Source organism: Sulfitobacter sp. KMM 9851 (assembly GCF_057178245.1).
This window is the reverse complement of sequence record NZ_CM169991.1, coordinates 2,879,443-2,898,444: the sequence shown is the minus strand read 5'-3', so window position 1 is coordinate 2,898,444 and position 19,002 is coordinate 2,879,443. Positions and strand designations below refer to the sequence as shown.

At 54.1% G+C, this 19,002-nt stretch carries 16 protein-coding genes, 1 tRNA gene and 2 pseudogenes; 10 read left to right on the top strand and 9 right to left on the bottom strand.

Annotated features, from left to right (window positions below; translation table 11 throughout):
- Positions 1–126 precede the first annotated feature (126 nt).
- Both AC1965_RS14350 and ychF read left to right on the top strand, forming a co-directional pair.
- Positions 127–318 carry a hypothetical protein gene (locus AC1965_RS14350; RefSeq protein ID WP_483884525.1) on the top strand — a complete coding sequence of 64 codons (192 nt, stop codon included), beginning with the start codon at positions 127–129 and terminating at the stop codon, positions 316–318.
- Between the two features lie 59 nt (positions 319–377).
- Positions 378–1,475, top strand: a complete 1,098-nt coding sequence (ychF, locus tag AC1965_RS14345) for a redox-regulated ATPase YchF (protein WP_483884524.1) — start codon at positions 378–380, stop codon at positions 1,473–1,475.
- Positions 1,476–1,556: 81 nt separating this feature from the next.
- On the opposite strand, the gene AC1965_RS14340 is transcribed toward ychF, so the two are convergent.
- A complete protein-coding gene (locus AC1965_RS14340; RefSeq protein WP_483884523.1) occupies positions 1,557–1,853 on the bottom strand; it encodes a hypothetical protein in 297 nt (98 codons plus the stop codon).
- Positions 1,854–2,423: 570 nt separating this feature from the next.
- Here AC1965_RS14340 and AC1965_RS14335 point away from each other — a divergent pair.
- Positions 2,424–2,511: transfer RNA gene (locus tag AC1965_RS14335), tRNA-Ser, on the top strand.
- Positions 2,512–2,857: 346 nt separating this feature from the next.
- On the opposite strand, the pseudogene AC1965_RS14330 reads toward AC1965_RS14335, so the two are convergent.
- Positions 2,858–4,265: pseudogene (locus AC1965_RS14330) on the bottom strand (IS3 family transposase).
- Between the two features lie 162 nt (positions 4,266–4,427).
- Here AC1965_RS14330 and AC1965_RS14325 point away from each other — a divergent pair.
- From AC1965_RS14325 to AC1965_RS14315, 3 genes and pseudogenes are all read left to right on the top strand, one after another.
- Positions 4,428–4,892 (top strand): annotated as a pseudogene (locus tag AC1965_RS14325) (transposase); the annotation flags it as partial.
- A 577-nt stretch (positions 4,893–5,469) separates the two neighbouring features.
- Positions 5,470–6,315: a sulfotransferase family 2 domain-containing protein gene (locus AC1965_RS14320; protein WP_483884522.1), complete on the top strand. Its 846-nt coding sequence runs from the start codon at positions 5,470–5,472 to the stop codon at positions 6,313–6,315.
- The gene (locus tag AC1965_RS14315) at positions 6,312–7,091 is read left to right on the top strand and encodes a phytanoyl-CoA dioxygenase family protein (RefSeq protein WP_483884521.1); all 780 of its coding nucleotides are present in this window, start codon (positions 6,312–6,314) and stop codon (positions 7,089–7,091) included. The genes AC1965_RS14320 and AC1965_RS14315 overlap by 4 nt, the downstream gene beginning before the upstream one ends.
- Positions 7,092–7,095: 4 nt before the next feature.
- Here AC1965_RS14315 and AC1965_RS14310 read toward each other — a convergent pair whose 3' ends face one another.
- Both AC1965_RS14310 and AC1965_RS14305 read right to left on the bottom strand, forming a co-directional pair.
- On the bottom strand, positions 7,096–9,510 hold the full coding sequence (locus AC1965_RS14310; RefSeq protein ID WP_483884520.1) for a radical SAM protein: 2,415 nt from the start codon (positions 9,508–9,510) through the stop codon (positions 7,096–7,098).
- An 822-nt stretch (positions 9,511–10,332) separates the two neighbouring features.
- Positions 10,333–11,151 (bottom strand): restriction endonuclease, encoded by an 819-nt coding sequence (locus tag AC1965_RS14305; RefSeq protein ID WP_483884519.1) that lies wholly within the window; start codon positions 11,149–11,151, stop codon positions 10,333–10,335.
- A gap of 347 nt (positions 11,152–11,498) precedes the next feature.
- Between AC1965_RS14305 and AC1965_RS14300 the strand changes: the two genes are divergently transcribed.
- The gene (locus AC1965_RS14300) at positions 11,499–11,960 is read left to right on the top strand and encodes a hypothetical protein (RefSeq protein WP_483884518.1); all 462 of its coding nucleotides are present in this window, start codon (positions 11,499–11,501) and stop codon (positions 11,958–11,960) included.
- A gap of 287 nt (positions 11,961–12,247) precedes the next feature.
- Here the strand turns inward: AC1965_RS14300 and AC1965_RS14295 are convergent, their stop codons facing one another.
- From AC1965_RS14295 to AC1965_RS14280, 4 genes are all read right to left on the bottom strand, one after another.
- Positions 12,248–12,676, bottom strand: coding sequence for a glyoxalase superfamily protein (locus AC1965_RS14295; protein WP_483884517.1), 429 nt, complete (start codon positions 12,674–12,676; stop codon positions 12,248–12,250).
- Positions 12,673–14,073 carry an MATE family efflux transporter gene (locus AC1965_RS14290; RefSeq protein ID WP_483884516.1) on the bottom strand — a complete coding sequence of 467 codons (1,401 nt, stop codon included), beginning with the start codon at positions 14,071–14,073 and terminating at the stop codon, positions 12,673–12,675. The genes AC1965_RS14295 and AC1965_RS14290 overlap by 4 nt, the downstream gene beginning before the upstream one ends.
- Before the next feature lie 494 nt (positions 14,074–14,567).
- Positions 14,568–15,902: an MFS transporter gene (locus AC1965_RS14285; RefSeq protein WP_483887054.1), complete on the bottom strand. Its 1,335-nt coding sequence runs from the start codon at positions 15,900–15,902 to the stop codon at positions 14,568–14,570.
- Between the two features lie 9 nt (positions 15,903–15,911).
- Complete coding sequence (locus tag AC1965_RS14280) at positions 15,912–16,190, bottom strand: metal-sensing transcriptional repressor (RefSeq protein WP_483884515.1); 279 nt, start codon at positions 16,188–16,190, stop codon at positions 15,912–15,914.
- A 74-nt stretch (positions 16,191–16,264) separates the two neighbouring features.
- Between AC1965_RS14280 and AC1965_RS14275 the strand changes: the two genes are divergently transcribed.
- The 3 genes from AC1965_RS14275 to AC1965_RS14265 all read left to right on the top strand — a co-directional run bounded on the left by AC1965_RS14275 (position 16,265) and on the right by AC1965_RS14265 (position 18,071).
- A complete protein-coding gene (locus AC1965_RS14275; protein WP_483884514.1) occupies positions 16,265–16,624 on the top strand; it encodes a hypothetical protein in 360 nt (119 codons plus the stop codon).
- A gap of 124 nt (positions 16,625–16,748) precedes the next feature.
- Positions 16,749–17,411, top strand: a complete 663-nt coding sequence (locus AC1965_RS14270; RefSeq protein WP_483887053.1) for a HupE/UreJ family protein — start codon at positions 16,749–16,751, stop codon at positions 17,409–17,411.
- Between the two features lie 18 nt (positions 17,412–17,429).
- On the top strand, positions 17,430–18,071 hold the full coding sequence (locus tag AC1965_RS14265; RefSeq protein WP_483884513.1) for a transmembrane anchor protein: 642 nt from the start codon (positions 17,430–17,432) through the stop codon (positions 18,069–18,071).
- A gap of 383 nt (positions 18,072–18,454) precedes the next feature.
- Here the strand turns inward: AC1965_RS14265 and AC1965_RS14260 are convergent, their stop codons facing one another.
- Positions 18,455–18,931: a TetR/AcrR family transcriptional regulator gene (locus tag AC1965_RS14260; RefSeq protein ID WP_483884512.1), complete on the bottom strand. Its 477-nt coding sequence runs from the start codon at positions 18,929–18,931 to the stop codon at positions 18,455–18,457.
- Positions 18,932–19,002: the final 71 nt, after the last annotated feature.

Below are 19,002 nucleotides of genomic sequence, written 5' to 3'. Positions count from 1 at the left end.
ATGTGGCGGCAAAAATCAATCCATGGATCGGGACGGGGCGTGTGAAAAACTGCGCGGCAGGGAAAAATCTCACCCGCGCGGGGCCATACCCTTACAATTTGTAGGCCATGCCCTATGTCATATCCCATGAATTATGTGCTCGCCCTGCTTTTGCCGCCGCTGTCGATCCTGCTTTTGGGTCGGCCGTTTCTGGCCATCGTTGTCTTTTTGATCTGGGTGCCGGCGCTGATCTTTTCCGGGGGGTTGACCCATCCGATGTTCATCGTGCTGGCGTGGATACTGATTTTGCAGTCCCATGAGGACCACCGCGCGCGCTGAGCCTTGCGCTTTGCGCCCCTTACCCCTAACACACGCGCAGCTTTCAAAGGGGTATCATCATGGGTTTCAAAATGGGCATCGTGGGTCTGCCGAATGTCGGCAAGTCGACCCTTTTCAACGCGCTGACCCGCACTGCGGCGGCACAGGCAGCGAATTTTCCCTTTTGCACCATCGAACCCAACGTGGGCGAAGTGGCCGTTCCCGACGCGCGGCTGGACACATTGGCCAAGATAGCCACGTCCAAAAGCATCATTCCCACACGCATGACTTTTGTCGATATCGCAGGTCTTGTGAAAGGTGCCTCCAAGGGCGAAGGGCTGGGCAACCAGTTTCTGGCCAACATCCGCGAGGTCGACGCCATCGCCCACGTGCTGCGCTGTTTTGAAGACGGTGACGTGACCCATGTCGAAGGTCGCGTTGACCCCGTGGCAGACGCCGAAACCATCGACACCGAACTGATGCTGGCCGATCTGGAAAGCATCGAAAAGCGACGCGCCGGTTTGGTGCGCAAGATCAAGGGCAATGACAAGGACGCGGCCCAGCAGGACCGCCTGCTGGCCCTGGCCCAGGCCGCCATCGAAGAGGGGCGCCCCGCACGCACCGTCGATGTAGACGAAGACGACGCAAAGGCCTGGCGCATGTTGCAGCTTCTGACCAGCAAACCAGTGCTTTACGTCTGCAACGTAGGCGAGGCAGAGGCCGCCGACGGCAATGATTTTTCCACCAAGGTTGCGGAAATGGCCGCAGCGCAGGGCAATGCCCACGTTATCATCTCGGCCCAGATCGAAGAAGAGATCAGCCAGCTTGACCGCGAAGAGGCCGAGATGTTCCTCGACGAGATGGGCCTGAAGGAAGCCGGGCTAGACCGGTTGATCCGCGCGGGCTATGAGCTGCTGCACCTCGAGACCTATTTCACCGTCGGCCCGAAAGAGGCGCGCGCCTGGACCATCAAATCCGGCACCTCGGCCCCCAAGGCGGCGGGCGTGATTCACGGCGATTTCGAAAAGGGTTTCATCCGCGCCGAAACCATCGCCTACGATGATTTTGTGACGCTGGGTGGCGAAGGGCCGGCCAAGGAGGCGGGCAAGATGCGGGCCGAAGGCAAAAGCTATATCGTCAAGGATGGCGACGTGCTGCACTTCTTGTTCAACACCTGATTTTAGCCAACCAGACCCGTCAAACGTAAAAAGGCCCGACATCTGCTGATGCCGGGCCTTTTTGGTAATTATAGTATGGCGTTAGCGGCTGTCGTTGCCGGGGCCAAAGCCGCCGTAGACATAGCCTTCGCCAGCGCTGCGCAGATCGCTACGAGTCGAGAAGCTCACGTCGGGCTTGTTGTCTGCGTCGGAGGTATCCAGACGCAGGTCGTTTGCACGTGTCGAGGCATCTGCGTCGACTGTGCGTGTGCCTTCAGCATATTCCGTCTGCGCGTTTACCGATGTGTCCAAGCGCAGGTCGTTGTAGCGGTCAGAGTTGTCAGCAAAGGCTGCGGTGCTGATCAGGGCGGCGGCGGCGGTTGTAATAAGCAGTTTCATTTCGTTTCCTTTTCATTTCTAGCTACTGCAAGGCGCCGTTAAGTGGCGTCCTGCTGTCTGGCAAATCAACGTCCTTTCGGCGCAAAAGGTTTCCGGCCCTTACCTCGCGGCACCCCTGAATGGCTGGCCATGTCGCCAATGTTGCCGCGCAGGTGACAAAATATTATGTCCGTATTTCAATCGCTTGGTCAGGGTCGGAGGTCTTTTGATCGCGTCGGGTAACGATGACTTCACAGTCGCGTGGGGTGGGTGCCCCGCTGGTGGGTTTCAGAAACGGCACCGGGTGGCGCCGCTGTTCGATACAACCAAGGTGGGAAGCCACCTGCGAAATTCCAAAACACAAATGATCACCCCGCCGTGGCTGCGCGGCATCCACCGCGATCCGCGTGAAACATTTTGGTGGCCCGATGGGGTGAACCGCTCACTTCAGAGGCGCAATAACCGCGGGATTACGACGAATTTTCAGCGCAAGCTATTGGGATTAAAGATAAAAAACTGACACTAAATCAACTGCATTGAAGGTGAAGAATTTGGTTGTTTTCCTGCGGCTTAGACCATAGACACGGCGGCGGAGACGTGGCCGAGTGGTCGAAGGCGCTCCCCTGCTAAGGGAGTAACGTGCAAGCGTTCGAGGGTTCGAATCCCTTCGTCTCCGCCACTATATCTTTTTGTTGGATTTGAATGGGCCGCTTTAAGCGGCCTTTTTCTTTAATTTACACAGCCTTAGGTGAACTTCTCGATTGCCGTGAATTTCTTTCGACATCGTTTGATCTCTTTCGTTGAGTGGTATGGAATGTGGTATTTTTGAGTGGCTCTATCTGGCAAGCTGACAAAAAGGTTGGTCGAGAACCTCGGCGCTGGGCGTCATGGCGATGGCAGTGGTCTTTATCTGGTTGTTGATCCATCAGGCGCGCGGCGGTGGATCGTTCGTGTCCGTCGTCAGGGTTTTTGGGACCAATGGCGGCCTAAACTAAGAGAGAGTTTGGCTCATATTGGTGGTTTGATTATGCGGCGTGCTGGCGGTGATGCAAGCGTCGCGCTTCGAGTGTCTTTCGTTTGATCCTTTCCCTTTGTTTTAGAATGGCTTTGTCACGGCCGAAGTAGACGTCGGCAGGTGTGACGTTGTTGATGCTCTCGTGATAACGTTGGTGATTGTAGTGATCGACGAAGGCTTCGATCTGAGCTTCGAGGTCACCCGGCAGGAAGTAATTTTCCAATAAGATGCGGTTCTTTAAAGTCTGATGCCAACGCTCGATCTTGCCTTGGGTTTGTGCCCTCTCGGCAGATTGCTACGCAATCGCCTGCCGGGTAATAGATGATATGGCGCACCACGAGAGTGCTTCATGCCCTTGTCTTGCAGCCATTCAGCCAGGTCCCCTGAGGCGTAACTGGATCCGTTGTCGCTGAGTAGACGTGGCTTGTGAACAACGTGAACTTGGTCGCAGCCGGACGCCTGCAATGCGCGATCCAGTGTATCGGTAACGTCTTTGGCCCGCATGTTCCCCTCTCGGGGCAGTGGTAGCAGAGCTTCCAGGCGACGATGTAGCGGCTGTAGTCGTCGAGGACCGTGCTGAGATAGAACCAGCCCCAGCCCAATACTTTGATGTAAGTGAAGTCTGCTTGCCAAAGCTGGTTGATCCCAGTTGTCTTGTCTTTGAACTCATTGGCAGCCTTGATGACGATGAACGCAGGGCTGGTGATCAGATCATGGGCTTTCAGCACGCGATACACTGTAGATTCTGAGACAAAGTAGCGTTCCTGATCCGTGAACGTCACTGCCAGTTCGCGCGGTGACAATTCTGTTTCCTGCAAGGCGAAGTCGACAACCTTGCGCTTCACCTCGTCAGGCACGCGGTTCCAAACGTGCTTTGGCTTGGGGGCTTGATCCTGCAATCCAGCTTCACCGCGCTGCAAATACCGATCATACCAGCGATAGAACGTCGTGCGCGGGATACCCAGCTTGGCCAGTGTCAGGCGTGCCGACAGATGGCTATCCTCAACCAGCCGGATGATCTCAAGCTTCTCTGATGCAGGGTATCTCATTCGTGGTCGCCCCCATCCATTGCCCGGCAGGCGATTGCAAAGCAATCTGCCGAGAGGGGCCTATCATGCTTTTTTTGAGCAAACGGAGTTCGAGCGTCTGTTCGGCAACCACCTCTTTGAGATCCTTTGCCTCCCGTCGCAGTTCTTTCACCTCATCGGTGTTTGCGGCCCGCGCAGTGTCCCCGGCCAGCCGCTTCTTCCCGGCTTCCATGAAGTCCTTTGACCATTTGTAATAGATGCCCTGTGATATCCCCTCACGGCGGCACAGCTCAGCAATGCTGTCTTCGCCACGCAGGCCATCCAACACGATCCTGATCTTCTCTTCTGATGAATAATGCTTGCGCCCCTCTCATTGATACTGCGTATCAACTGCCGGGCAGTGGTGCGCGCGCTTGATATCTTTGACGAACTTCTCGCCGGGGCTTTTCGTTGTCTTTCTCATCGTTCACTCCTCAGTGGTTACGATGAGAAACAAACCCTCTCCTAGCAAATTGCCCTATCTGGACCCATAAGCGCTGGCGTCAGACAGTGGTTTTGTTCCAACACTACCTCAAGCTGGATCGGCGCGCGAAACATGCGGCATCTCAAGACGAGGTTTGCTTGCGCATGATGACCGTTCCAGGTGTTGGGCCAATTGCAGCGCTGACATTTAAGGCGGCAGTTGATGACCCGAGCCGCTTCAGGCGTTCGCGCACAGTTGCTGCGCACTTTGGTCTGACGCCAAGGCGCTTTCAGTCAGGGGAACACGACAACCCTGGCCGAATATCGAAGGCAGGAGACCGCGATGTTCGTGCAACTCTTTATGCTGCCGCCAACGCATTGCTGATGCGAACTATGGCAGGGTCACAGATTAAATCATGGGGCATGCGGTTGATGCGCACCAAAGGTCGCCGACGCGCCGTTGTCGCTGTTGCCCGCAAACTTGCCGTTCTACTCCACCGTATGTGGATTGACGGCAGTGAATTCCGTCAGGAACAAGTTGGAGGCACGGCATGAACAAGTAGCCTACCACCTAACCTGACGGGATCGTCCAATCCGGACGAGGTTCGTGGACGAAGCCGAAAATGTCTGCTGCGCAACTTGAAGCGCGCCGGAAAGCGGGGCTCTCCACTTCCGATCCGACACATGCATGCAGCGGCGCCATTTCGAGCGCCAAACCAGACTGCGAAGAGAAGCGTGACCCGGACAAGCGATCCTTGATCGTTCAAAAGAAGGAAAACGAGCTTGACCCAGACACCCAATTAGAGAAGCCGCTATTCACCCGACCCAACACTTCAGTCCGGCGGATGAAAACCTCAGTCTCGCCAACCGAAATTTAGTGTTCTCAGGTCGGCGGCGCGCACTTATGTTTCGCCGACGCTCAATAGCGGATACACCTTGGCCGAACCCTTACGGCGAGGGTGACCTTAAGAAAATCCGACGAAAGGCATGCCACAAGCCATCGCGTCTGACAGACATAGCAAGGTATCAGCCCATTTGTTGTGACTTCGTGCTGCAGTAGTATTATGAATCAAGCACGAAAATGATCTGGTAGGTCTGTGATGTTGCAAGCAGCTGTATACGAGGACACGTGGTGTGCCCTGAAGCAAAGGCCAATTATTTGAAAGGCCTCTTTAAATTTGGCAGTGTATCCACCAACGAAAAGTTGGTGTTTCTTCATGTGCCTAAGACAGGCGGGCAGTCGGTGCGCCAGATGCTGCACGATGCCTTTGGTGAAGCGGCTATTTGTCCTGCACGCTCAACCGAAGAGCTGTGCACCTATTCAATGGCGCAACTGAACGCATACCGCGTGCATGCGCCGCACGGTGACTGGTCAACATTAGACGCGGTGTCAGGGCCGAAGATGGTCTTTACTGTCCTGCGTGATCCGCTGGAACGCATTTTGTCATACTATTTTTATGTCGCCGACAAGGCCGAGAAGATGAGCGCCCAAGAGCTGAGCCTACCGCATCACCAGGGCCTTAAAGCTGTTCATTTAATGAACCCCGACGAATATTTCTTTGAGGGACCGCCTCATTTGCGGGCGTTCATTGCCGACAATTACGATAATTTCTATACCTACTACTTTGGTACCAGACGTATGGACGGCCGTCGCAAGCTTAATAATCTAATGCAGCGCGGCCTTCACGACATCGACCGTTTGGTCGATGCGGCGCTGTCCAATATCGATGCTTTGGATCGCGTCTATACATTGGACGAATTGCCATTGATCCAACAATATATTGCGGCGACGTCGAACACGCCGCTGAAAGGCGCATATCACGTCAACAAAAACGGCTCCAGTTTGCCAGCCAACCGGCTGGACAAGTTGCGCGCGCGCGGTGCGTCCGAGGCGGTGATAGATTTGCTGTATTCCTATTCCGAGCATGACCGCAAAATCTGGAATGCCGTCTGCGCAAAAAGAAAGTCAAAGCCATGAACGATAGGGTGCATCTAGACGCGCAACAACGCGAAACGTTTCGCAAAGAAGGGGTTTTGCTGCTCAAAGATTATGCGCCAAAGCACGCAGTCGTCTCAGTTTTACGGCAATATAACATCTGGCGGAGCACGATTATCACTCAGGGCGCTGATGACAAAACACGCGGTGAAATTGCGCGGGCACGCCAAGCGATGGATGTGACGAAGGGGGAGGAGATCGGACCATTACGCCAACTCGCACACGATTTGGGAGCAGCGCTTTTGGGCCCGGACAACGTCCATGAAGTTGACGCGCAGTTGATTGGCTGGGCTCCGTCGGGCCCCGCATGGCAGCCTAGCTGGCACATTGATTGGGTCAACAAGCACCTCAAGTTCCAGACCGAGGATCAGTTTCCGGGGTTCCAATTATTGGTCGGCTTTCCCCTAACCGCAACCGAGCAAGAAGACCATGGCAATCTGTTTGTCTCGCCGGGCCAGCATAGCGAGATTTGCGAGATGTTTCGACAATCGCCCAACCTGCGCGACCCGCTGGAAGCGATCAGCCAAGGCATCGCCTCCCGTGTCGCGTGGGGCACGCCGCGTCAATTGCTCGCAGCGCCCGGGGATGTGATTTTGGCACATTCCCTAGTCCCGCATGGGGTCGCCCGGAACAAAAGCGCCCACTTCGCTGACAAACTGTATTTCCGTCTGGCGCATAAATCCGGCCTTCATCGAGGCGGCCGTAATGCTTTGGATACGCCTTGGAACAACTGGCAGGGGATGCAGGGCGGCAGCTGACCCTTTAGCGTGCGCCGGGTTTGCGGGCGAATGAGGCATCCCTGACTTCGTTGTCGAGTTCGGCACGAAAATCCCAAGACCTCAGATCATAGGACGATTCCGAGCTGTCCATGTCATAGGCCTGCTGCTCGCTCCTCTTGTCCCGTTGGCCGGCATAGCGCGATTCGCGGTACCAACACTCTTTGCACTGCGACCATTCCTTGTCTGTGCCAAAATCACCGCGGCACAGGACCATGTCCCTTGAGTTCCAAGCCTGCGCAAAGCTCTCTCCTTCGCCGACATTCCCGACGGCGGCCGCGTAGGGGCGCGCGCAGGTGACAACGCTTTGATCCGCCATCAAAACACCAGTTCTGTGAAAATAGATACAACGGTCGGGGGGCAGCGTGTCCATCTGCGACAGGTCGGTTTTGATATCGATGGTTGCCGCAAGCTGGCTGAGGTTCAGCGGCGCACGTTCTATCTGTTCCGCTTGCAGCAACGCGTCGCCAATGGGATCAGAAACCCCGTCTGACAGGCACGGCACCACCGTATTCGGCTGCTCCTTCCAAATCGGCGCGCTTTTCGCCCGTCGCGAGGTGAAGGCGTGATCCATCGCTTCGATGACATCAGGGTCGGGGATTATGTCGGCGGCTTCCGCGACAATCGGAGGACAGTCGCCGGGAATGTTGTGGCGGGCCATCGCGCTATAGGCCTGCGCCAAATAATGGTTGGCGATTTCCGGATCGGTGAGAAGCGTTTCGGTTGCTTGCTTTTCAAAAAAGATCAGTAAATGACGGGAATAGACCAGATCGGGCTGGAACTGTGCGACAGCTTCGATGAAGGCGGCAAATTCTGCAATGTTGTTGCGTTTCAGCGTAAAGGACACCGACAGCTTTGGGCGGCGCGCCAGTTCGGTTGAACGGCGCAATTTGTCATAATGGCGCAACGCCTCGACCACCGTGACCAAAGACACATTTCCGCGGTTGGCGGCCATTGTTTCTGACAGATATCCGTCAATCGAAAACATCATCGTATCGACCCACGGCATATGTTCGGGGCGCAGCCGTTTTGTCAGCAACAGGCCGTTCGTGACGATCGACACGAGGACATTATATTGTTTGGCTTTCTCAAAAACGCATTCCCAAAGCTGATGAGATACGAATGTGGGTTCTCCGCGCCCGACAAGGCAGATGGAGGTGATATAAGGAAAGACCTCATCCGCCAATGCGGCAAAACCTTCGGGGGTAAACCGCTGGAGGCGGTTGTGGAAGTCGTGGACCTCCCCTGTTCCGTGAGAACTACAATGGCTGCATGTCAGATTGCACCCCGCCGTAAGCTCGATAGACAGGGATTCAGGATAGTGGGCCAAAGTGGCCTTTTGCCCGGCCTCGCTTTGCAGAACCATCGCGCGGGTCTGCTCTTTTGCGGCGTTGTAGTCGGCCAATACGGTCGGCCCGCTGTCCATCTGTTGAGGTGCCACATCGAACCGGTTTACAACAATGGTCCCGACACCATGCGCAGAGGCGTCGATGCGGAAAAATACAGTCGCGCCAATTGGGAATTCAGGCAGCGCAAGCCTCAGTGTCTCGGTGTGGTTGCGCCGCTTGACTTTGAAACAAACTGTCCGGTCTTCGCTGAAGTCTTGATCTGCCAGACGGTAGTAGAGCTTGCTATAGGCATAGCTTTGGCTCTCCGCCCAAGTCAGACTTAATAAAATCTCGAGATCGGCATAGATTTTTTTCGCGGAAACCTTGAAGGGGCCGCGCCGGACGTTGGGCACCGAAACTTCGGGCATTTCTGCCTTAACCTGACCTCTTGAAAGGTACCGGCCAAATCTTGTTGTGGATATAAGGCCGCGCACCCTGTTCTTTTTTGTCCGAAATCCGACAAGAGTATCAAGATATGTCCTATGAATGGCACTGATGGCTTTTTTTTGAGACGGATCATTATCAATCAAAACAACCTTGCCAGATCTTGCAAAATAGGGCCAGTTGATCACGCTGGCCTCCAAGTCGCTGCGCCCCAGACACACCACAGGTATCGGCCCGGCCAATAACGGTTTCTCCGTATCATCGTGCCAAGGTATATCCGTTAACGTCATGATCACGAGCTTACGGAACGGATAAGTAGCTGACGCAGACAAAAAACTACTTATATCTGCTTGGGTAATGCAGTGAGCTGGATCGTGTAACCGACACTGGATAGCGACAAAGCCTTCATTATTCCGAAGCGTCCCGACAAGCTGAACATCGGTGATAGGCAAAGCGCAGCCCACTTTCACCGCCCAATCCGCAAACAGGTGAACGCATTCGTAGCGCGCTATCTGGGCAGGGTCATTGCGTAGATAAGCCAGCGAAAGGCTCGTGAAGCGGGCATTCTTATTCAACGGAGGTACAGGTGTACTAGGTGTCAACTTTGTACTGGAAGCAAAAAATGTCAAAATAGCATATCCTTAAATCAGGTATTTTTTTGCTAGGCTCATAGAATTCGGGAAGTAATACGTGATACAAATGTATTAGACAATTATCTCTGTTAGAGTGGTTCAGCATCTAAAACATACTGAACCGCCTCTTGTTTTCTGTAGGCTTACGCATCTCAATCACGTGGTCACGGCCGACTTTTCAAAATTCCATATAGGTTTGTGCCGACATTAACTGATAGCAATTGCCGAACAATCGGCACACTTGAGGTTGGTGTATCCCTCACCTTAAAACTACGTGATGGCCTGTGTTGGTGATTACTTACATCGCTCGACAGGCCGTTCATCGCTTCGATCAAGCACCGCCCAGCAGACAAGCGCTTTTCAACCTGCCCAGAGGGCAGAACCAAGCCTCAAGCGCAGTTCACATCTTATGTTTGGACAGATTGGTTGCGGGCCTCAAGTGTTCGGACTCCATTTGATGCCAAAGGGCGGTTACCAGACAACATCTTCAGCGAAAAGATCTGACGTTCTCTGAGATACCAAGCGCCTAATTCGGAGGTCTCCTTTTTTCTCAGATGGATAGGGATGTCGCATTCGAAGCGAATGTCCAAATTTGGCTCATACCGCGGTTCGCTGCAAGAGTAACATCGAGAACGCGGCCATTGGTGTGAGATTTTGAAAGGCAGTTTTGTCCCGCATAGCCGCCATCTGGTCGATCTGATTGCTGGTTGTTCCATGCTGCGGAGCGGCTAAAGTCCGGTTTGAGCCCATCTTGCAGGATTGCTGCAGTATAGATGAGTGTCAGCTTTGTTCTGCCGAATAGATCAGCGGGTGCTCACATCATTCCAATTCCAGCATGCTCGAAAGCTGCGGTAGATCTGACACATCAAGCAAAAGTACACCATTTTTTTGGGCCAACTGTTTAGCTGATCGCGTATACCCACTTTTCCCGACCACGACTGCGCTATCCCCATCAAAAAAAGTCCGAGCAGCATCAACTTCTTGAACGGCTTTGTTTCCCACTGCGCTTTTATACAATTTACACTGAATGATGCATTTATGATCGTGGTAATTCGCGACCACATCTGAACCTTGATCGCCGCTGCCTTGAGTGGCTTGAGCGTCCCATCCGCTTTGACGCAAAACATCAGCGGTCCAATGTTCAAATTCAATTGGATCGGATGGAATTATATCCAAATCAACTCCTTTAGGCTCCGCATTTTCTACAACAGAGTAGACTGCCGCCACAACGTATTGATAAAATTCTGGACGCTGTAGGATGCCGTTTGAAATATTCATTTTCGGGAGCAGAATATTTTGGTAAAAGTAGCCGATCTCTTTATCGAAAGCTTCGGACCTAAGTTCACCATAGTCACCTTTGTAGACTTTTTGCCGGTGTAGTTTAACCAGTTCTGTTCTGTGCTGTTCGACAATCGCTAAAACCTGTTTCTGCGCTCCTTCGGCCAGTCTTCCCTCTTGCCACTGGGATACAACTTTCCAGCCAACAAACAATGCAACAGCCCCCCCTACGACTGCTATCGTTGTAGGGTCCCCTTCGAAAATTTTTTTGCCGATGATGATTGGAACACCCACAATCAGGCCCAAAATTATGACTCCAAATTCGCCGCCACCGCGCCTCGCCATTGTTCTGTTCTCCACTTAGAAAAATCTGAAAAAGTCGTACTTATAAAATTTACAAAATTTTTAGTGTTTTCCACGGACGCAGTCATTCGAAAAAGAGGTGCGAAGGCCGGCTTTCTCCGCATTGCTGCCCATGACCCAAACCGCAGCGAAGGTCGGGTCCGAGCCCAGTCTGACCGATGCTGCACATTGCATTAATGTCCGCTATCATGAGATCTACCAAAAACCTTCAACAAATTGTTCTGTTTTGAACGGGGTTTTTTGAACACCCCAGAAGGTCGACTATGTGACAGTTTCTTCGTTGGACGCACTGACCAGCTTAACAGTTCCCTCGATTTTTAGTACTGCGAGGTTATAACGATTTTATGGAAACCGCATTGAAGATTGCAATTATATGCCTGGTGATTGGACTAGGGTTCTTCGTGGCCCCGATTGGAGTGGACGCCTACCAGAACTATCAAGGAATATGCTCAGATACAGGCAAGCGCCTATCCGAGCGTGAAATTGTCGAGATTGCTTCGCAGTATGTTAATGCCACTGACGATGAACGCTTGATCGTTATACAAGAAAATCAAATCCTTGGGTGGAAGCAAATATCCGCTCCCGATAGGGAACTTACTGATTTTGAGGTAATCCCATGCTGCACCATAGCGCCATGGGACACACTGCGGGCCGAAGAACAAGAAATCGTAACGCCCGTTCGGAAAATGCTTGGCCGCTTCCGAGCTTGGGTCAATTTTACTTATGAAATGCCCGACGGAACGTATCGAGCTAGGCTGCTGCCAATTGGGACCTGTGGTGAGTTTCCATCAGACTTGCTTGATTAGCATATATGGTCGCGAACTAGGTCTTAGCTGCGCTCGCACAGATGTTCCAAAAACGACCGTTCTGGGAAGGGGGGCAAACCAGACATTGACCTACATGTTATGGAAGGCAGCTCCGTCCGCAGAGCCGCCGCTCGCCTTCCGATTTTACGTTGGTTTTGTTTGAAAACGCAGCGAACGGCAGCAACGAGCCCATACTCACCGATGCGGCAAGCTGCGCGAAAGTGCGATTTAGGTTGCGCGCATGAACGGCAACCACCCGAAATTGGTTGCCGATCAGAAATTTCAGATCACCTGCTCGGAATATCTATGACCAAGTGCGGCGCGCCGTCTGACGTTTTGCGGGGTGATCGGCCGTTGGGCCCTACCATGCCTCTGATATGTCGGCGCATGTTTGAGAAGCTTTCGAACTGCACCGTATCAACAGGTTCGTTCAGCTGAAGCGAAACCTGCGTGTTTGCGCCCACCTTTGAAAGAGCTACGATCCGCCCAGTGAAGGCCTGCCCCAGATAGTGCCCGCTAACTTCGTCATTGAGATGAAAAAGCTGCGGCTCTGCCCGTGACAGCTTGGCTTGAAGCCTGTTCCAATCTCGGGCACCATTCTGATGGGCGACGAGTTCCAGTGCCCGCGCATGGGTGATGGTTGTGCCTTGCGCGGCGAGTGATGCGCGCAAGGCCTTAGCTTGGGATTTGGCCTCTATCACAGATTGTAGGTTCATCGTGCTTCCTCCTGACCCGACAATCCAAAACCAATGTTGTCTTTACCCGTCCTTTGGGACGCGATCACAATCCAAATGGCGATACTAACCACGATCCCGTCAGCAATTGGGAAGGCAAGCCAGATCGCTTGTGCGCCATAAAAAATGCCCAAAGTGGCGATCAGCAGAGGGCTGAACACAAAGGGCTTAATCAACGTTAGAGCGGCGGTATGTACGGGTTTTCCAATAGCTTGAAAATAGAGGGCGAGCACAAGAACCGGACCAGAAAACAGATAAAGGGACAACATTGGGCGCAAAATGACCCCAACCTGTGCGATCACCCGTTGATCGCTGACAAAGCCTCGGCCAATCCAAGCACTTCCGGAAAGCAAGATCATCTCAATGGCAGCACAGTAAAGAACGGCTACAGTGAGGGCGATCCGCAGGATAGCATTTGAGCGGTGGTAAAGCTTTGCGCCCACGTTGTTTCCGACAATACTTTGGGTTGCCAATGCAATGGCCATGAGGGGCATGAATGTGAAACTGAAAATTCGGGTCACGATGCCGTAAGCGGCAATCCCCTCGACATAGCCGGTGTCGGACGTCAGTCGCAGCGTCGAGATCACCGTTCCTGAAACCAACGCTATCCCGATGAAGCTAAGACTGACAGGGGCTCCAAGGACCAATATCGCTTTCCATTTTCCAACCCAACGTGCGTTTCTAAGGACCGTAAGGGACAAGATTTCTTGCCTGGGCAAACGCAAGCCTAAAAGAAGTGCAAGGCCTACCCCCTGGGCAATTGCCGTTCCCCAAGCTGACCCCGCAACGCCCATGTCGAGGCGCACGATCAACACGTAATTCAATGCGATATTGGCGAGTGTGACGCCGACTGATATCAACGCCATCAGGCCCGCACGCCCTTCGTTTCGCCCAGCGTCTGCATGGACACTCAAGAGCAGTTGCACAGGCGTCGCAAGGATCATGATAGCCAGATAGGTATAAGCCATGTGTCCAATGTCGGGCCGACCGTTCGCAAGCGCGTCTATGACGACCCCGCCGAAGACACCAAAGGCCGATATGAGCAAAAGTGACAGAAACAGCGCCAGACCATGCGCTTGCGCGAATACAGCAACCGCATCACTGTAATTTCCTGCCCCCAAATGACGTGCGAGAAGGCTGGACATTCCCCCGCCGACAAGGGTCGAGAGTGCTATTGTGATCATGATAACAGGGAATACGACGCTGACGGCCGCAAGGGCATCAGCCCCGACGAAGTGGCCCAGAAACACCGCATCTACGACGGTCAAAAGACCGCTCATCACCATGATAAGCATCATAGGCAGAGCATTGGCGACAAAAAGCCGCTTCGGCGTAGTCGTTAAAAATCGATTCTCGGATGCGTTTTGAGACGACATCATTCACTCCTCGGATGAGGCATTTCTGATGGGATGGGAGCCTGCGTTGCCACCTGCGAAATGCTTCGAGGGTGTATGTCTTTGTCAATTTGAGCGTCACCGAGACTTGCGTCCGCAGGCGGCAGGTGCCCAATACCTGCCCTCGTCTTACGGTTTTGGTATTGGAAGTGTCAAGCAGGACCTGACACGCGACCATCGACCAACATCTTGCTTTCCCGGCACCCACACAGGCAGCTTCAAATGCTACCGTTTGATGAACAGTTCACCGAACCGGACATTGGCGCACATGCAGCGAAAGCTCACTTTGTCCGCATAGCCACCATTCGCCGCGCCCGCAAACTAAAATCGGCAATCCGAAGAAAGAGGGCGCTCGGGGCGGCGCCCCGGTATTTTCCGGGGTGCATCCGCAGCTAACGGCAGGTTCGAGCCCATACATGTCAAATACCGCAATGCATCCAATGTCTGGTTTTGCACTTCCGCAATACTCAGAATTGCCGTCATCGTAATGTCTTATCGCCCACACGGGGCCAGTGGGCGTGGTAATCGTCAATAACGATCGGATGGCTGTGCGACCGCCCGTCTCGCAGATGAGGATGATCTTCATGCAAATTCTCATGAACATGTTCGACAGCTTCCGCATCGTCGCGGGGCCAGAGGAGCAGGCCACCAGCCAATCCGAGAGCGGCAAGTGACGCGAGGCTGACAAGGGCCGTCGCAGGCCCTGAAATTGTAATCAGCCAACCGGCAAGCGGATAGGTCACAAGCCAGCAGGCATGGGACAGGGCAAACTGCGCGGCATAAACCGCAGGTCGGTCCTCAGGGTGCGCCGAGCGTTTCAACAGACGCCCCGAAGGGGTCAGCACTGTCGAATACCCGATGCCGATAACAACCCAACCGGTGAGCAATAGATACCACTGCAGGCCGTTCACGACACCGATGGCAGCAAGACCCAGCAAGGTGACGACCAGTATTGCAGCACCCCCGATCATCACAGGTCGATCCGCCCAGCTATCCAACAATCGGGGGAGCACGAGAGCGGCAAGCATCGAGCCGCCGCCGAACGCGCCGAGCGCGATAGCAACTTGGGTATCTCCGAAGCCGAAACCTGATTTGACGAGGATAACCGTATTCACCAGCACCATGGCACCCGCAGCAGCAGCCGCAAGGTTCAGCGACAGAAGGCCCCGCAGACGGGGTGTTGCAAGGTAGATCCGTAACCCTCGCGTCGTTCTGTCGTAAATCCCCCGTCGTGTTGTTTCTTGCGGGCTCGGCAACACCACGGATATCACCAACAATGCAGAACCTGCGAACCCGACCACTGCTCCAAAGAACAAGGTTTGATAGCTCACGAAGGCCAGCAGCAATGCCGCCAAAGCCGGGCTGATCAGGTTCTCCAGATCATACGCCAAACGAGAGAGGGACAGCGCGCGCGTGTATCGCTCTTCTTCCGGCAGAATGTCTGGGATGGTCGCCTGAAACGTCGGCGTAAAGGCGGCAGAGGCCGACTGCAACGCAAAAATCAACACGTAGACTTGCCAGATTTCACTTACAAAGGGCAGGCAAAGGGCGACGGCGGCGCGGATCAGATCCAGACTGACGAGCATCGTCCGCCGGGGCCAGCGGTTGGCAAAGGCGCCAGCTATTGGTGCCACCCCGACATATGCCACCATCTTGATCGTAAAGACGAAACCTAAAACCAGCGCCGCATTTGTCCCCGCAAGATCATAGGCGAGCAAGCCGAGGGCAACCGTGGCAAGGCCGGTCCCCAAGAGTGCTATGATTTGTGCCAGAAAGAGATGGCGGTAGGTGCTGTCAGCGAGAATGGAGAGCATCATGACCTCTCAAAGGTACTTGGTGATATCCTTGAAATCAGAGATTGTTCGCACGCTTTCATCTTTGGGCGCAGCCAGCACGGCATCAAGACAATGGTCAATGTGATCTTGGATTAGCGTGCGCTTGGCTTGCGCGATGGCTTTCTCGACGGCGTGGAGCTGCTGGGCCAAATCGACACAGGCCCTCTGCGCCTCAATCATGCCAATGACACTTAACAAATGTCCGTTGGCACGTTTCAGCCGTTTCACGATTTCAGGGTGGGTTGCATGCGGCAAATGATCTGTCATAAGAAAGCTCTATCCCCCCCGAGGGGATAGAGCAAGTAGGCAGGTCTCCCAGAACCCGCAGGAAGTTGAGCAGGATGAAACTGCAGATTGCGACGCTCTTTCAGTACGCACTGACCTTCGCCTTGGCGATGGGCATCCTGATGTCCGCCAATGCGCGCATCGCTTCGCACAACCCGCCGGACCTCGCGCAGATTGCTGAGCCGCAACAAACAAGTATCGTAGATCACGGCCATGATCACGACGATCTCGTAGATGTTGCGGATGCCTATCACGGGCACCCCCATGACATAGTCGACCACGATCATACGGTGGCGGTTCTGCCGCAACGGCGGGAGGCAAATTATCTCGCCCGTTCTACTACGGTCTGGATCACGATCGCTTCGGACATGTCGAACCGTACCATATTCGATCTGGATCGGCCTCCGCGCGGATAGACACGGCCTTTCGGCCCGCTCATCCAATATTTAACCACGCGGAAATCACAAAATGACACACAACCGAAACTTTGGTTCGGGGGCAAACCCGCACGCTTTGCAGCAGCCCCTAATCCTGCTGGTGATGATCCTGCTGGCTCTTCTGGCCTTTGCATCATCTGCCTACGCCCATGCCGTCACCGCCGGTGATAAAGGCTATATCATGGAGGTCAGCGGCATGAAGCTGATCCCGTTCATGTACCTCGGGGCCAAACATATGGTCACGGGCTACGACCATCTGCTGTTCCTGTTTGGCGTCGTATTCTTCCTGTACAAGATGAAGCACGTCGCCATTTATGTCAGTCTCTTTGCCATCGGCCATTCAACCACCATGCTGGCCGGGGTCTACTTTGGCTGGAACTTCAGCTCTTACTTGATCGATGCCATCATCGGGCTGTCCGTCGTTTACAAGGCGCTCGATAATCTGGGCGCTTATCAGCGGTGGTTCGGGTTTCAGCCCAATACCAAGGCCGCGACCCTGATCTTCGGGTTCTTTCACGGGCTGGGGCTGGCTACCAAAATCCTCGACTACAACATCGCCAAAGACGGGCTTTTGCCCAACCTGCTGGCGTTTAATGTGGGCGTGGAATTGGGCCAGATCCTCGCGCTTGCCGCGATCCTGATTGGCATGGGCTTTTGGCGCAGGACGGCGAGTTTTTGGAAGCACGCCTATTCCGCGAACGTCGTCATGATGTCGGCCGGATTCATACTGGTTGGATACCAGTTGACCGGCTTCATTCTCTCTTAATTCAAAGGAAAACTTGAAATGCACAATGGTAACAAACCCACCCCCGAAGACCTGCCAACCTCGGCGCAGTTGTTGAAGTCAACTGCAATCGCGGCGGCTTCGGCTGTGGCGATCTTGACGCTGGTAGTGCTGCCAGCCGAATACGGCATCGACCCCACCGGCGTCGGAAAAGCCATAGGGCTTGCCGAAATGGGCGAGATCAAAACCCAGCTGGCAGACGAAGCCGAAGAGGACCGGCTGATGCAGCTTCAACCGGCCCCTGTGGTCGAAGAGCAGTCCAGTGTCAGCGGCGGTATCTTCGGGATATTCTTCGGGGCGGCCTATGCCGAGGAAGTCGTGGTAGAGGAATGGACCGAACAATACAGTCTCGTTCTAACACCAGGCGAAGGTGCCGAGGTCAAGCTGACAATGGAAGAAGGCGCCGAAGCTGAATTTCTCTGGATTGCGGAAGGCGGGGTCGTCAATTATGACCTGCACGGCGACGGCGGCGGAAAAAACATCAGCTATGAAAAAGGCCGCGCAGAGCCACGCGGCGAGGGCGTTCTGACGGCCGCCTTTACCGGCAATCACGGCTGGTTCTGGCGCAACCGCGATAAGCAGGATGTGACTGTGACCCTCTACGCCCGTGGCGATTACGGCGAGATGAAGCTGCCAAAGTAAAAGCTATGTGGTCCCCTGCCATCGGCTGCTGGGGACCACCACCTGCTACTTGGCGATAGTTGGCTTCGCGAAATCGGTGATCAGCATGACCCATATAAATAAAGGATATTGAAGCGGTACAGCACCAAGAAGACCACTGCTCGATCGTCGGGCCATGGCTTTAGTCGCTGCGAAATCTTCCTGCCGTTGATTTTCCTTGAGCAAACACGCCGTCTGTTAAGGCTTTCTCCAGAGAAGACATTTAATCGGAGGCTATCAACGGCAGTAGAGTCGGGCATAGCCACCATCTGGCCGATCTAAATGCTTATTGTTCCATGCTGCGGAGCGGCTAAAGTCCGGTTTGAGCCCTAACAGCCGGAGCTATACCAGGGTCCGGAGGGGCATCACTGCCCAGACATGTATTCCAGCAACAAGCCACCGAACAGGCAGGCGAGGGTAACCTCGGCCCGCTTTTCCCCGACAATGCTCGTGACCACGTTGCGATAGGTATCCATAGCCACCTGCATTGCCTCGTCCGCCGCAATTTCGGCGGGGCTTTTGCCGCGCAGGTAGTCGAATGTCAGGGCCATCTCGGCCGCAAAGTCCCCACGAAGAATATCCGTCAGACGTGCAAGGTTTTCTTGTTCAGACAGGGCCGGATCAACAAGGTCCGCATTGAATCCGGACATGACCTGTTTCGTGCAGGCCAGAAACAGGTCTTCCTTGGTTGGGAAGTAATGATAAAGCGCGCTTTTCGAGACCCCCAGATCGTCGGCGACCTTGCGCATGCTGGTCCCGGCATACCCGTGCCGCGAGAAGTATTTGGCAGCTCGCCGCGCCAGATTTTGGCTGTAAGCTTCATGATCGACAAATTTCGGCATTTATTTCGTCCACTTGGTCGAAATACGATTGACATGAATCGAACGTGGGGTCCATAGACATTAAATAGTCC

Bases quoted from the DNA above. Each gene is read 5' to 3' on its own strand.
- AC1965_RS14350 (WP_483884525.1), top strand. From the start codon at position 127: ATGAATTATGTGCTCGCCCTGCTTTTGCCGCCGCTGTCGATCCTGCTT.
- ychF (WP_483884524.1), top strand. From the start codon at position 378: ATGGGTTTCAAAATGGGCATCGTGGGTCTGCCGAATGTCGGCAAGTCG.
- AC1965_RS14340 (WP_483884523.1), bottom strand. From the start codon at position 1,853: ATGAAACTGCTTATTACAACCGCCGCCGCCGCCCTGATCAGCACCGCA.
- AC1965_RS14315 (WP_483884521.1), top strand. From the start codon at position 6,312: ATGAACGATAGGGTGCATCTAGACGCGCAACAACGCGAAACGTTTCGC.
- AC1965_RS14300 (WP_483884518.1), top strand. From the start codon at position 11,499: ATGGAAACCGCATTGAAGATTGCAATTATATGCCTGGTGATTGGACTA.
- AC1965_RS14295 (WP_483884517.1), bottom strand. From the start codon at position 12,676: ATGAACCTACAATCTGTGATAGAGGCCAAATCCCAAGCTAAGGCCTTG.
- AC1965_RS14290 (WP_483884516.1), bottom strand. From the start codon at position 14,073: ATGATGTCGTCTCAAAACGCATCCGAGAATCGATTTTTAACGACTACG.
- AC1965_RS14285 (WP_483887054.1), bottom strand. From the start codon at position 15,902: ATGCTCTCCATTCTCGCTGACAGCACCTACCGCCATCTCTTTCTGGCA.
- AC1965_RS14280 (WP_483884515.1), bottom strand. From the start codon at position 16,190: ATGACAGATCATTTGCCGCATGCAACCCACCCTGAAATCGTGAAACGG.
- AC1965_RS14275 (WP_483884514.1), top strand. From the start codon at position 16,265: ATGAAACTGCAGATTGCGACGCTCTTTCAGTACGCACTGACCTTCGCC.
- AC1965_RS14270 (WP_483887053.1), top strand. From the start codon at position 16,749: ATGATCCTGCTGGCTCTTCTGGCCTTTGCATCATCTGCCTACGCCCAT.
- AC1965_RS14265 (WP_483884513.1), top strand. From the start codon at position 17,430: ATGCACAATGGTAACAAACCCACCCCCGAAGACCTGCCAACCTCGGCG.
- AC1965_RS14260 (WP_483884512.1), bottom strand. From the start codon at position 18,931: ATGCCGAAATTTGTCGATCATGAAGCTTACAGCCAAAATCTGGCGCGG.